Here is a 13,105-nt window from a genome sequence, read left to right on the forward strand (position 1 = left end):
CATGACCAACTCCGGCGACCGCCCGGCTGACGGCGGGGACCGGATCCAGCGGGCGCTGCGCACGCTGCTGGAGGAGCGCGACCGCCTCCGGCAGGAGAACGACGCCCTGAAAGCGGGCCGCGGCGAGCCGATCGCCGTGGTGTCCATGGCGTGCCGCTACCCGGGCGGCGTGTCCTCGCCCGAGGAGCTGTGGGACGTGGTGCGGGAGGGCCGGGACGTCGTCGGCGCCTTCCCCGAGGACCGCGGCTGGCGGGACGTGTACGACCCGGACCGCGACGCCGTCGGCCGCACCTACACCCGCCAGGGCGGCTTCCTGGCCGACGTGGCCGGTTTCGACCCGGAGTTCTTCGGCATCAGCCCGCGCGAGGCGCTCGCGGTCGACCCCCATCACCGGCTGCTCCTGGAGACGTCGTGGGAGGCCTTCGAGCGCGCCGGCATCGTCCCCGCCGAGGTGCGCGGAGCCGACGTCGGCGTCTTCTCCGGGGTCAGCTCCACCGAGTACGGGTGGCGTTTCCTGGAGTCGGGCCAGCGCGAGCTGGAGGGCTACCTGCTGTACGGCAGCTCGCTGAGCGTCGCCACCGGCCGCGTCTCCTACGAGCTGGGCCTGACCGGGCCCGCGGTGTCCCTGGACACGGCGTGCTCGTCGTCGCTGGTGGCCCTGCACCTGGCCGTGCAGTCGCTGCGCGCCGGGGAGTGCTCGCTGGCGCTGGCGGGCGGGGCGCTGGTGCTGTCCACGCCCGCGGCCTTCATCGAGTTCGCCCGGCAGGACGCGCTGTCGCCCGACGGCCGCTGCAAGGCCTTCGCGGACACCGCCGACGGCACCGGCTGGGCCGAGGGGGTGGGCGTCCTGCTGCTGGAGCGGCTGTCCGACGCCCGCCGCAACGGCCACCCGGTGCTCGCCGTCGTACGCGGCACCGCGGTGAACCAGGACGGCGCCAGCAACGGACTGACCGCTCCCAACGGCCGCGCCCAGGAGAAGGTGATCCGGCGGGCCCTGGCCAACGCCGGGGTCGCGGCCCGCGACGTGGACCTGGTCGAGGCCCACGGCACCGGAACCACCCTGGGCGACCCCATCGAGGCGGGCGCGCTGCTCGCGACCTACGGGCAGGACCGGGCCGAGGGCAGGCCGCTGTGGCTCGGCTCCCTGAAGTCGAACATCGGGCACGCGCAGGCCGCCGCCGGAGTCGGCGGGGTCATCAAGGCCGTGCAGGCCATGCGCCACGGGTACCTCCCGAAGACCCTGCACGTCGATGCCCCCTCGCGGCACGTGGACTGGTCGTCCGGCGGGGTCGAACTGCTGGTGGAGGGCCGGGAGTGGACCCGCGGGGACAGCCCGCGGCGGGCCGGTGTGTCCTCGTTCGGGGTCAGCGGCACCAACGCGCACGTGATCCTCGAAGAGGCCCCGGAGCAGGAACAGCGGCCGGAGCAGCAGCAGGCGCACGGGTCCGGCGCCGGCGTCGTCGGTGGCCTGGTGCCGTGGCTGGTGTCGGGCCGGACCGCGAAGGCCCTGGAACAGCAGGCGGGCAGGCTGCGCGACTTCGCCGCCGCCGGCACGGAGGCGGACATCGCCGACGCGGGCTGGTCGCTGGCCTCGGGCCGGTCGCGGTTCGAGCACCGCGCGGTGGTCCTCGGCCGTGACCGGGACGAACTGGTCCACGCCCTGACGGCGTTGAGCGCCGGCGTGGACTCCCCGCGGGTGGTCCGGGGGGAAGCCGGGAACGTCGGTGGCGTCGCCTTCGTGTTTCCGGGACAGGGCTCCCAGTGGATCGGCATGGGCCGGGAGCTGTACGACGCCTTCCCGGTCTTCGCAGAGAGCCTCGACGCGTGCGCGGCCGCACTGGCCGAGTGGGTCGACTGGTCGCTGCTCGACGTGGTGCGCGACGCCGAGGGCGCCCCGAACCTGGAGCGGGTGGACGTCGTACAGCCGGCGCTGTTCTCGGTCATGGTGTCGCTGGCCGCCCTGTGGCGGTCCTGGGGCGTGGAACCGGCCGCGGTGGTGGGCCACAGCCAGGGCGAGATAGCCGCCGCCCATGTGTGCGGCGCGCTGTCCCTGCGGGATGCCGCCAAGATCGTGGCGCTGCGCAGCAAGGCCCTGGTGGAGTTGATCGGGCACGGCACGATGGCGTCGGTCGCGGAGTCCGCCGAGGTCGTGGAGGAGCGGCTGGCACCGTGGGGCGACCGGATCGGCGTCGCCGTGGTCAACGGACCGCGTTCCGTGGTGGTCTCCGGGGAACCGGACGCGATCGACGAATTCGTGGAGAAGATGAAGGCCGACGGCGCCCAGGCCCGGAGGATCGCGGTCGAGTACGCCTCCCACTCCCCCCACGTGACCCGCGTCCGCGACCAGGTCACCGGTGCGCTGGCCGACGTGCGGCCGACGACGTCGAAGCTGCCCTTCTACTCGACCCTGTACGGCGAGGCGATCGATACCGCGCGGCTGGACGCCGGTTACTGGTACGACAACCTGCGCGAGCGGGTCCGCTTCGAGACGTCCGTCCGGCGCCTGGCCGAGGACGGCTTCCGGGTGTTCATCGAGATGAGCCCGCACCCCGTGCTGACCGTACCGGTCCAGGAGACGGTCGAGGACGTGGCCGACGCGCTGGTGCTGTCCTCCTCCCGGCGGGGCGGCGGCGAGGTGGCGGCCGTGCTCGGCTCGCTGGCCGCGCTGCACGTCCGGGGCGGGACCGTGGACTGGGACACCCTGTTCCGGACGCGCCGCCGGGTGGACCTGCCGACGTACGCGTTCCAGCGGCAGCGGTACTGGCTGGCACCGGCGCACGCACCGGCGGCCGCGGCGTCCCCGGCACAGCCGGCCACGGACGAGGACGACCGCCGGATCCCCCTGTCGGAGCGGCTGGCGGACCTTCCCGGCGACGCGGCGCGTGCGCTCGTCCTCGACCATGTCGTCGAGCGGGTGGCTCTGGTGCTCGGACATTCCGGCGCCGACTCCGTCGGACCCGACGACGAGTTCATGAAGATCGGGTTCGACTCGATGCTGTCATCGGAGCTGAGCAAGCGCCTGACCGCGTCGACCGGACTCAAACTGCGGGCGAACGCGGTGCTGCGCCACCCGACGCCGCGACTGATGGCCGAGCACATCACGACCGCGCTGGCCCAGGATGGCCCGCGGTGAACTCCCGGCGCCGCGCGCCACGTTGTCCTGAACCGCTGTCTCACTTCCTGCTGAGGGGTTGATCTGTGTGGGTACGTTCGGTGTGTCCTCCGCGCATGAAGGGATGTGGCGGGCGCAGCAACTGGCCCCTGACACGCCGAACCATGCGCTGACCATGTGGGACGTGGACGGCGAACTGGACGCCGCGGTCATGGAGTCCGCGTTCCTGCACGTCATGGACGAGGCGGAGGTGCTGCGCGTCAACTTCGTCGACGACGGCGACGGACTGCGCCTGCGCACGCGCGAACTCGGCGACTGGCGGCCCTTCTTCCTGGACCTCGGTGCCGAGGCCGACCCCGAACAGGCGGCCCGCGAGCGACTGTCCGACCTGGTGCGCGAGCCGTTCGACCTGGCCCGGCACCTGCTGTTCCGGCTCGGCGTGGTCCGGCTCTCGGCGACCCGCTCCCTGCTGGTGATCGCCTACCACCACCTGGTCTCGGACGGGTACGGCGCGGGCGGCCTCCTCTCCAGGCGCCTCGCCGAGGTGTACACGGCACTGCTGCGCGGCGAGCCGGTACCGCGGCTGCCGCACCCCTGGGACGCCGAGTCGTTCGCGGCCGAGGCGGCGAACTACCGTGCCTCCCCGCGGTTCACCGAGGACACCGAGTTCTGGCGCGACTATCTGGCCGACGCGCCCGCGCCCGCCCAGGTGCCGCGCGTCGCGCTGCCCGACGCGCTGCGGGCCGCGCTGAACGAACCGCTCGGCAGCGCCGACCGCTGGTCGGAGGTGGCCGAGACCATCGGCATGGCGAGCCGCACCCTGACCGTGCCGCGCGTCGAGGCGGACCAGTGGACCGAGGCCGCCAGGTCCGCCGGCGTCTGGATGTCCCAACTGCTGGCGGCGGCGGCCGCGGTGTTCTTCCGGCACCGCTGCGACCGCCCGGAGTTCCTTCTCTCGCTGGCCGTGGGCAACCGGATCGGGGTGGCGAGCCGGACGCCCGGCCTGGCCGTGAACGTGGTCCCGGTGCGGGTGCGGGTCCCGCTCGGCGCGACCTTCACCGACATCGCCGACGCGATCGTCGACGAGACGTACGAGATCTCGGGTCACTCCGCCTGCCACTACTCGGACATCCAGCGCGCGAGTGGTACGGCCATGAGCGGCCGCGGCAGCTTCGGCGCCGTCGTGAACGTCGTCGAGTTCGCCGACCGGCTGCACTTCGGCGACAGCCCGGCTCGCTACTTCGGCGCCACGACCGGGACCTTCGAGGAGCTGTCGATCGGCGTCTACACCGACGGCGGCCCCGACAGCGACCTCTACATCCGGCTCGACGCCCCCCTGAGCCTGTACGATCGTGCCGAACTGCGGTTCATCGGCGAGGAGTTGATCGCGTACATCCGCGCGGCGGTGGCCGCCGGTGACCGGCCGGTCGGCGCGCTGGACGTGGTGCGCGGCACCGGGCGGGAACAGGCACCGACGGCGCCGCACGAGGCGGACGTACAGCTGCCGCGGGCCACGGTCGCGGAGCTGTTCGCCCGGCAGGTGGCGCGCGATCCCGACGCCGTCGCACTGGTCTTCGGCGAGGCGACGGTCTCCTACCGTGAGCTGGACGAGCGGTCGGACCGCCTGGCCGGGGCGCTGCGCCGGCACGCCGGACCCGAGACGGTCCTCGCGGTGGCGCTGCCCCGGTCGGTGGACCTGGCCGTCGCCCTGCTGGCCGTGGTGAAGGCGGGCGCGGCCTACCTGCCCCTCGACCCGGCGTCCCCGGCCGAGCGGATCGCGGAAAACATCGCCGGGGCTTCGGCGCACGCGCTGCTCACCGACGCGGCGACGGCCGGCGCTCTCTCCGCGGGCCTGCGCGTACCGGCGCTCGTGCTCGACGACCTCTGGCCGGGGACCGCCGACGGCGACACCGATGTGCCGGCCGCCCCGGCCTCCTCGCACCGCGACGCCCTGCTCGCCGTCGGGCACGGCTCCGCGTCGGCCGGTACCGCCACGGCGGTCGCCCTGACCGACCGGAACCTGGTGAGCCTCGCCCTGGACCGCCGCCGGCAGCCGGCCGGCCGGGGCGGTGTGCTGTGGCACGCCCCGCACACCGGCGACGCGTTCGCCCTCGATGTGTGGGTGCCGCTGCTGAACGGCGGCCGGGTGGTGGTGGCCCCGGCGGGCGAGCTGGACATCGACGCGCTGGCCGCGGCGCGGACGGCGTACGGCACCTTCGCGGTGCGGCTGCCCGCGGGACTCTTCTCGGTGATCGCCGCGCAGCGCCCCGAATGCCTGGCCGGGCTGAGCGCGGTGTGGATCAGCGGTGAGCGCGTCTCCCCGGCCGCGCTGCGCCGGGTGCGCGAGGCCTGCCCCGGACTGACGGTCGTCACCGGTCACACTCCGGTGGACGGCACCGCCCGCTATGTGCTGGGTCCGGGGCTGGCCCCGGTCCCCGTGGGCGTGACCGGGGAGCTGTACGTGTCCGGTCCCGAGGTGGCACGCGGTTACGCCGGTCGCCCCGGACCGACCGCGGAGCGCTTCGTACCCTGCCCGTTCGGCCCGCCGGGCGCGCGCATGTACCGCACCGGGGACCGGGTGCGCTGGGTCGGCGACGGCCGGCTGGAGTACGTGGGCCGGGCCGGCGCCCAAGTGGACGTGCGGGGCGTCCGGGTCGAGCCGGCCGAGGTCGAGGACGCGCTGTCCGAACACCCCGGTCTCGCCCGGGCCGCGGTGACCGTCCGGCAGGACGAGGCCGGGCAGCAGCGGCTGGTGGCCCATGTGGTCCCGGCGGCCGGCCACAGCGTGTCGGCCGACGAGCTGCGCCGGTTCGCCACGGGGCGGTTGCCCGAGTTCATGGTGCCGTCGGTGTTCGCGGTACTGGACAGCCTGCCGGTGACTGCCGACGGGCGCGTGGACCGGGCGGCGCTGCCGGAGCCCGAGCTCGACGAGGGGCGCTACCGGGCGCCGCGCAACCACACCGAACAGGTGCTGGCCGCGGCGTTCGCCGAGGTGCTCGAACTCGACCGGGTCGGGATCGACCAGGACTTCTTCGACCTCGGCGGCAACTCGCTCCGGGCGATCAGGCTGACCGGTCTGATCCGGGCGGAGCTCGGCCTGGAGGTGTCCATCCGCACGCTGTTCGTGGCGCGCACCGTCAGCGGACTGGCGGACATGGGGGCGGCCCTCGGCCGGTCGAGCCGGCCGACGCTGCGCAGGAGGACGAAGGAGGGCGCCGTCCTCTGAGCCCGACGCCCACCGGGTGCGGGAACCGGGGCGTGAGCCGGTTCCCGCACCCGGTGGCCACGGCGACGGGACGGGCCCCGGCGGGGCCGCACCGGGTACGGGCTCAGACCGGCGGGAGCTGCCCGGCGATGGTGTCCACGACATCCTCCTCGTGGTCCACGAGGTAGAAGTGCCCGCCGTCGAAGGCGTGCAGGGCGAAGGGCCCGGTGGTGTGGTCGCCCCAGGCGCGTGCGTCGTCCTCGCCGAGCACCGCGTCCTCGCGGCCGATGAGCGCGTGCACGGGGCAGCTCAGGGGTCGGCCGGCACGGTAGCGGTACGTCTCGGCGGCCTTGTAGTCGTTGCGGACGATGGGCAGCGCCAGCCGCAGCAGGTCCCCGTCCTCCAGGATCTCCTCGTCCGTGCCGCCCAGCGAGCGCATCCGGGCGATCAGCTCGGCGTCCGTACCGAGATGGACGGAACCGGTCCGCTGCCGGGAGGGCGCGGGGCGGGCCGAGACGAACAGCGCGGCGGGTACCGTTCCCGACTCCTCGAGGCGGCGGGCCAGTTCGAAGGCGAGGGTCGCGCCCAGGCTGTGGCCGAACAGGGCGACCGGCTCCCGGAGCTGGCGCCGCAGTACGGGGAAGAGTGCGTCGGCCAGCTTCTCGACCGAGTCCAGCAGCGGTTCCCCGAGCCGCTCGTGCCGTCCCGGATACTGGACCGCCAGCACCTCGCACCGGCCGGCGAGAGCGCGGGACAGCGGGACGAAGAAGGACGCGCTGCCGCCGGCGTGCGGGAGGCAGACGAGCTGGGCCGCGCCGGGATCCGCGTGCTGGTACCGGCGTATCCACAGGGTGTCGGGGTTCACGGTGGCCGTGGTCATGGAATCGTGCCGCCCTTTCGTTGCCGTCCCGGACGCTCAGGCTCTCTCGCTCCGCTCGTGCCCGGCTGGAGCGCTGTTGTGGAATTCCGCGCCTGCGTGTACCCGGCCGCCGCGCGCGTGTCCTGTGGACAGGACAGGCCGGGAGCGATGGGCGAGGGGGATGTCAAGGCCGATCGCCCTGCCACGCCCAGCGGTGCCGTCCCGGCGGTCGAAGCATTGTGAGCACCCGTCAGCTGGGCCAGTGTTGCGCCATGGACACGACGGAACGCTCGGACATCCCCGCCCTGCCGGTCGAACGGCCAGGTGGCTGTCCCTTTGATCCTCCCGCCGAGCTTCGCGAGCGTCCCGCACTTGGCAGGCTCGCCTATCCCGACGGCCACATCGGCTGGCTCGCCACCACCCGTGACGTGACGCGCGCGGTACTCGCCGATCCGCGGTTCAGCATCCGCTACGACCTGCTGCACCTGCCCTACGAGACCGGCACGGTCGGCCCCTACCCGCCCGCCGAGCCCGGCGACTTCACGGGGATGGACGCGCCCGAGCACAACCGCTACCGGCGGCTGCTGGCTGGTGAGTTCACCGTGCGCCGCATCCGCAAGCTCACCCAGCGGATCGAAGAGGTCACCGCCGCCCAGCTCGACGAGATGGAGCGGGTGGGCCCCCCGACCGACCTGGTGCAGGCCTTCTCGCTGCCGGTGCCCACCGCGTTGATCTGCGAAATGCTCGGCGTCCCCTTCGAGGACCAGGAGGAGTTCCTGCGCGAGGCGATCGTGATCACCGCCAGCAGGCCGGGGGAGACCATCTCGGCCGAGGACTGGGCGAAGGCGGTCACCGATCTCCAGGCCTATATCGGCCGGCTCGTGGAGAAGAAGCGCGCGCATCCCACCGACGACATGCTCAGCGGTCTCACCAAGAGCGATCTCACCGACCAGGAACTGGCCAACATCGGCGTCATGCTGCTCGGCGCCGGGCTGGAGACCACGTCGAGCATGATCTCGCTCGGCACCTGGACCCTGCTCAGGAACCCGGAGCAACTCGCCGCGCTGCGCGCCGATCCGGGCAAGACCGAGTCCGCCGTCGAGGAGCTGCTGCGCTACCTGACCATCGTGCCGGTCATCATCCGCACCGCGCTGGAGGACGTGGAGCTCGACGGACAGCTCATCCGCAAGGGCGAGAGCGTCACGCTGCACCTGGCGCAGGCCAACCGCGACCCCAAGTACTTCTCCTCCCCGGACACCCTGGACGTCGGGCGTGACGCGGTCAGCCAGATCGCCTTCAGCCACGGCATCCACCAGTGCATCGGCCAGCAACTGGCCAGGGTCGAGCTGCGGGTGGCGCTGCCGGCGCTGCTCAACCGCTTCCCGAACCTCCGGCTCGCGGTGCCGGAGGAGGAGATCGTGCTGGGCGGCACCGCCTCCATGGCCGGCGTGAAGAACATGCCGGTCACCTGGTGACGCCGGATCACCCGCTCGTCACGACGGTTCCCTCCCCGCACGGCCCGGACCCGGCCGGGCAGGGAGGGAACCGTCGTCTTTCCCGGTCCGGTGCGCGCCGTCCGTTCGCCACGGCGGGCCGCGCGTCAGAGGCTGCGGGCGGTGATGTCACCGTTGGACGTGGTGGCGCGGATGTCGAGCGCGGTGGTGCCGTCGTTCTTCAGGGCGTTGTCGACGCGGCCGTGGCTGGTGCCGGCGTCGAGGGCGGCGGAGACGCCGGGGGCGGCGCCGACGGTGATGTCGCCGGAGTGGGTGCGCAGCACGACCGTGCCGCCGGTGGCCTCGGAGACGCGGATGTCGCCGCAGGCGGTGCTGATCTCGGCGGAGCCGCCCAGGCGGCCGATCTCGACGTCGCCGTCGACGGCGGTGAGGCGCAGGCCGGCGGTCTCGTCGAGCTTGATCTCGCGGTAGGCGCCCTCGAAGGCCACGTCGCCGAGGCGGCCGACGGTGCGCAGTTCGGCGCTGGCGGCCTTGCCCTGCACACGCGAGCCGGCGGGGAGCTTGACGGTGACCTCGACGGCTCCGGTGGGGCCCAGGTACTGGTTCTTCACGGCGTTCGCGATCCGCAGCACCCCGTCCGCGTACTCGACGCTGGTCTGCGCGGCCGCCTTCACATCGCGGCCCTTGCCGGCCTTGGCGGGCAGCACCTCGACCACGGTGTCGGTGCGCTGGGCGGCGATGAACTGCACACGCCCGGCGTTGATGTCCAGGACGACGGAGATCGGGGCGGTGGTGTCGAACTTCTGCATCGTGGCTCTCCTCGTGACGTTGTTCAGAACAATGGAAACGCTATGTTGCTTTCCATCTTCTGGCAACAGACACTTTGCTAAGTGAATGCGAGTTCGCAGGTCAGATGGCAATAATCGTTGCACCGTCTTCTTGGATAACGCAACGACCGTGAGAGTGTTCGTTGCAATGTGGTGAGTGTGAACGCTATGGTGGAGGGGTCAGCGGGAACACCACACGCACAAGGGGGCCGTGATGCCGGGAGGCAGACTCACCCAGCAGGAGCGCCAGCAGATCGCGGCGGGACTGGCCGACGGGCTGGCCTACGCCGAGATCGCCCGCCGTCTGGACCGTCCGACCTCCACGATCACGCGCGAGGTGACGCGCAACGGCGGCGCCACCGGCTACCGCGCCGACCTGGCCCACCGCGCCACCCAGCAGCGCACCCGCCAGCGCCGCAAGGCGGCACCCCGGGGCGGGCAGGCGTCGTCCGCGCAGCCGTACGGACGGGACGCGGAGGCCGTGCGGGACTACCAGGAGGCGCTCACCACGGTGTTCATGACCTCCGGCCTGCCCAAGATGATGGCGCGGGTGCTGGGCTGCCTCTACACCACCGACACCGGCAGCCTCACCGCCGCCGAGCTCGCCCAGCGCCTGGAGGTCAGCCCGGCCTCCATCTCCAAGGCCATCACGTTCCTTGAGGGCCTCGACCTCGTCCGCCGCGACCGCGGCGGACGCCGCGAGCGCTACACCGTGGACGACGACCTGTGGTACCAGGCGATGATCCGCAGCGCCCGCGCCAACGACCAGTTCATCGAGACCGCGCGCCAGGGCGTCGGCGTCCTCGGCCGCGGCACCCCGGCCGCCGCCCGCCTCGAAAACTCCGCCCGTTTCCTCGACTTCGTCAGCGAGGCCCTCATCCGCGCCGCGGAACAGGGCCGCGAGGTCCTCTACACGAGAACGGCCGAACCCGGTCACGACTCCGGGTGACCGGGCACGCCGTTCCTAGCGGGCCGTCGTGGTCCAGGTGACCGGCAGCGCGTGGACGCCGTAGACGTTCATGTCGGTCCGGAGCCGCACCTCGGCGGCGGGGACGGCGAGTCGGAGCGTGGGGAAGCGGCGCAGCAGGCCGGCGAAGGCGGCGCGCATCTCGATGCGGGCCAGTTGCTGGCCGAGGCATTGGTGGACGCCGTGCCCGAAGGACAACTGGCCGCGGGTCGCGCGGTGGACGTCCAGGGCGTCGGGCTGCTCGAAGCGCCGGCCGTCACGGTTGGCGGCCAGCAGCGAGACGACGACCGTCGATCCCCTGCCGATCGTCACGCCGCCCAGCTCGATGTCCTCCGTGGCGTACCGGAAGAAGATGTCGGCCACGGACAGATAGCGCAGGAGCTCCTCGACAGCCTGCGGCATCAGGGCCGGGTCGGCCCGCAGCGCGGCCGCCTGTTCGGGGTGCTCCAGCAGCGCGAACGCGCCCAGCCCCAGCATGTTGGCGGTGGTCTCGTGGCCCGCGATCAGCAGCAGGAAGGCGATGCCGGTCAACTCCTCGACGGTGAGGCCGGCACGGCGGGCCAGGTCGGACAGGATGTCCTCGCCGGGTTCGGCCCGCTTGCGCGTGACCAGTCCGGACAGGTAGGTGGTCAGGCTGGTGTAGGCGGCCGTCTTCTCCTCCAGCACCACGTCCTTCTCCATGAACTTGGCCGAGTCGGCCTGGAAGCTCCGGCGATCCTCGTAGGGGATGCCGAGCAGTTCGCAGATCACCAGCACCGGGACCGGCAGTGCGAACTCCTCGACCAAGTCGACCGGCGGGGTCAGCCGCGCCATCTCCGCCAGCTGCCGCTCGGCGATGTCGCGGACGCGCCCTTCGAGTTCCTTCATGCGTTTGACGGTGAAGGCGCCGGCGAGCATGCGCCGCAGCCGGGTGTGGTCCGGCGGGTCCATGGTGATGAACAGGCCCGGCACCTGCGGGGACGGCTCGGTGACCGCGGGCATGCCGGGAAGCTCGTACGGCATGTGGAGCACGCCGAGGTCCGTGCGGGAGCTGAACCGCGTATCGGCCAGCAGTCGGCGGGCCTCCTCGTGACCGGTGACCAGCCAGCCCTCGTGCCCGTCGGGGAAGACCATCGGGCTGACGGGGCGAGCCTCGCGCAGCCGGGTCATGTCGCGGGGCGGGTCGAAGGGGCCCGCGTCGCGGTCCATGGGGAGGCTGTGGGGGATGGCGGGCGTGAGGCTCATCGGTCTTTCCCTTCCTGGTGGTCGGCGGGGCCAGGATCGCCGGGGGGCCAGACGCGCCGCGGACACCGCGCGGACACCGTGCCCCGCGTTCCAACGCCCCTCCACGGCGGCTCGAGCGGGCGGGGGCACCGTGGAGGCGGCCGCGCAGCCGTGTGCGCGAGCTGGACCGTCCCGCCAGCCGGAAGGAAGTCCGTACCCATGGCCCCAAGTCCGTGGAACGCGAGGTTCGAGACGATTCTCCGGCAGGGCCTGCCCGGCCTGGGCAAGGACGAGGTGCCCGCCGCCGATGTGCCGATGGAGGCGTACGGCCTCGACTCCATGTCCCTCATCGGCATCGTCTGCGCGCTGGAGGCCGCCTACGGGGTCAGCCTCGCCGGTCAGGTCACCGTCGCGGTGCGCTCGCTGACCGCCGGTCATCTGTGGGGGATCGTCTCGGCCGCGACGCAGCCGGCCTGGGAGACGGGCCGGGCCCTGCCCACGGGCGGCCCGACGCGCGGCCCAGCGCCCTGGATCACCGCCTGAGCCTCGGGCCGCCGAGCGTTCACTCTCATTCTGTTGCAACATTTGCCCTGCCGACCGTTGCGTTAGCCTCAAGGCTGATGCAACAGTTTTCCTGCATCTACCTGCGAAATCAACGGAGTTGCGCAACACCTGGCTTGCAGAGGTTCGGAAAGCAACGTAGCGTTTCCATCATCGGAAAAACGCACCGAAGGAGCGCGCGATGCAGCAGAACCAGGGCACCATCCGTACGTTCGACACCCCCGCCCCCGTCGCGGCCGTCCTGGACATCCCCATCGGGAACGTCCGGTTCATCGCCACCGACCGCGCCGAGGCCACCGTCGAGGTGCTGCCCGCGAACCCCTCCAAGAGCCGTGACGTCAAGGCCGCGGAGCAGGTCACGGTCGCCTTCGACAACGGTGTGCTGCGGGTCGAGGTCTCCGCCGAGCGCAACCGGATGCTCGGCCACCCCGGCTCCCTCGACGTGACGGTCGAACTGCCCGCCGGCTCCCGCGTCGACGCCAAGACCTCCGTCGCCGAACTGAGCAGCGTCGGCCGCCTCGGTGACGTCACGTACGAGGGTGCCACCGGCACGGTCAAGCTGGAGGAGACCGGCAGCGCCCGGCTCACCCTCGCCACCGGCGACATCACCGTCGGCCGGGTGAACGGCCCCGCCGAGATCAGCACCCAGAAGGGCGACCTCACCGTCGGCGAGGCCGTGCAGGGCGCCGTCACCCTGACCACCCAGCACGGCGGGATCTCCGTCGGCGCCGCCGCGGGTGTCTCCGCCACCCTGGACGCCAGCACCAACTACGGCCGGATCAGCAACGCGCTGAAGAACTCCGCCGGTTCGGGAGCGGGCCTCACCATCCGCGCCACCACCTCCTACGGCGACATCACCGCCCGCAGCCTCTGAGCAGGGGCGAGCGAGGGACCGAAGACCGCGCGCTCATGCCACC

9 protein-coding genes are annotated in these 13,105 nt (G+C 72.6%); 6 read left to right on the forward strand and 3 right to left on the reverse strand.

The window, feature by feature from the left end; translation table 11 throughout:
* The first annotated feature begins 1 nt into the window (after window position 1).
* Complete coding sequence (locus ACE4Q9_RS33855; protein ID WP_397988867.1) at window positions 2-3,133, forward strand: type I polyketide synthase; 3,132 nt, start codon at window positions 2-4, stop codon at window positions 3,131-3,133.
* A gap of 67 nt (window positions 3,134-3,200) precedes the next feature.
* Window positions 3,201-6,338: an AMP-binding protein gene (locus ACE4Q9_RS33860; RefSeq protein WP_397988450.1), complete on the forward strand. Its 3,138-nt coding sequence runs from the start codon at window positions 3,201-3,203 to the stop codon at window positions 6,336-6,338.
* A 103-nt stretch (window positions 6,339-6,441) separates the two neighbouring features.
* Here ACE4Q9_RS33860 and ACE4Q9_RS33865 read toward each other — a convergent pair whose 3' ends face one another.
* A complete protein-coding gene (locus tag ACE4Q9_RS33865) occupies window positions 6,442-7,197 on the reverse strand; it encodes a thioesterase II family protein (protein ID WP_397988452.1) in 756 nt (251 codons plus the stop codon).
* A 251-nt stretch (window positions 7,198-7,448) separates the two neighbouring features.
* Between ACE4Q9_RS33865 and ACE4Q9_RS33870 the strand changes: the two genes are divergently transcribed.
* The gene (locus ACE4Q9_RS33870) at window positions 7,449-8,651 is read left to right on the forward strand and encodes a cytochrome P450 (RefSeq protein WP_397988454.1); all 1,203 of its coding nucleotides are present in this window, start codon (window positions 7,449-7,451) and stop codon (window positions 8,649-8,651) included.
* Window positions 8,652-8,776: 125 nt separating this feature from the next.
* Here the strand turns inward: ACE4Q9_RS33870 and ACE4Q9_RS33875 are convergent, their stop codons facing one another.
* Complete coding sequence (locus ACE4Q9_RS33875) at window positions 8,777-9,439, reverse strand: DUF4097 family beta strand repeat-containing protein (RefSeq protein WP_397988455.1); 663 nt, start codon at window positions 9,437-9,439, stop codon at window positions 8,777-8,779.
* 232 nt (window positions 9,440-9,671) lie between these two features.
* On the opposite strand from ACE4Q9_RS33875, the gene ACE4Q9_RS33880 reads away from it, so the two are divergent.
* The gene (locus tag ACE4Q9_RS33880) at window positions 9,672-10,406 is read left to right on the forward strand and encodes a helix-turn-helix domain-containing protein (protein ID WP_397988457.1); all 735 of its coding nucleotides are present in this window, start codon (window positions 9,672-9,674) and stop codon (window positions 10,404-10,406) included.
* Between the two features lie 15 nt (window positions 10,407-10,421).
* On the opposite strand, the gene ACE4Q9_RS33885 is transcribed toward ACE4Q9_RS33880, so the two are convergent.
* Window positions 10,422-11,648 (reverse strand): cytochrome P450, encoded by a 1,227-nt coding sequence (locus ACE4Q9_RS33885; RefSeq protein ID WP_397988459.1) that lies wholly within the window; start codon window positions 11,646-11,648, stop codon window positions 10,422-10,424.
* 198 nt (window positions 11,649-11,846) lie between these two features.
* Between ACE4Q9_RS33885 and ACE4Q9_RS33890 the strand changes: the two genes are divergently transcribed.
* Window positions 11,847-12,170 (forward strand): acyl carrier protein, encoded by a 324-nt coding sequence (locus ACE4Q9_RS33890; protein ID WP_397988461.1) that lies wholly within the window; start codon window positions 11,847-11,849, stop codon window positions 12,168-12,170.
* Between the two features lie 220 nt (window positions 12,171-12,390).
* Complete coding sequence (locus ACE4Q9_RS33895; RefSeq protein WP_397988868.1) at window positions 12,391-13,062, forward strand: DUF4097 family beta strand repeat-containing protein; 672 nt, start codon at window positions 12,391-12,393, stop codon at window positions 13,060-13,062.
* The last annotated feature ends 43 nt before the right edge of the window (window positions 13,063-13,105 follow it).

Source organism: Streptomyces sp. AM6-12 (assembly GCF_044327085.1).
GTDB lineage: Bacteria > Actinomycetota > Actinomycetes > Streptomycetales > Streptomycetaceae > Streptomyces.

Coding starts and splice junctions, on each gene's coding strand:
- ACE4Q9_RS33875 (WP_397988455.1), bottom strand. CDS start 9,439: ATGCAGAAGTTCGACACCACCGCCCCGATCTCCGTCGTCCTGGACATC.
- ACE4Q9_RS33890 (WP_397988461.1), top strand. CDS start 11,847: ATGGCCCCAAGTCCGTGGAACGCGAGGTTCGAGACGATTCTCCGGCAG.
- ACE4Q9_RS33870 (WP_397988454.1), top strand. CDS start 7,449: ATGGACACGACGGAACGCTCGGACATCCCCGCCCTGCCGGTCGAACGG.
- ACE4Q9_RS33865 (WP_397988452.1), bottom strand. CDS start 7,197: ATGACCACGGCCACCGTGAACCCCGACACCCTGTGGATACGCCGGTAC.
- ACE4Q9_RS33885 (WP_397988459.1), bottom strand. CDS start 11,648: ATGAGCCTCACGCCCGCCATCCCCCACAGCCTCCCCATGGACCGCGAC.
- ACE4Q9_RS33880 (WP_397988457.1), top strand. CDS start 9,672: ATGCCGGGAGGCAGACTCACCCAGCAGGAGCGCCAGCAGATCGCGGCG.
- ACE4Q9_RS33855 (WP_397988867.1), top strand. CDS start 2: ATGACCAACTCCGGCGACCGCCCGGCTGACGGCGGGGACCGGATCCAG.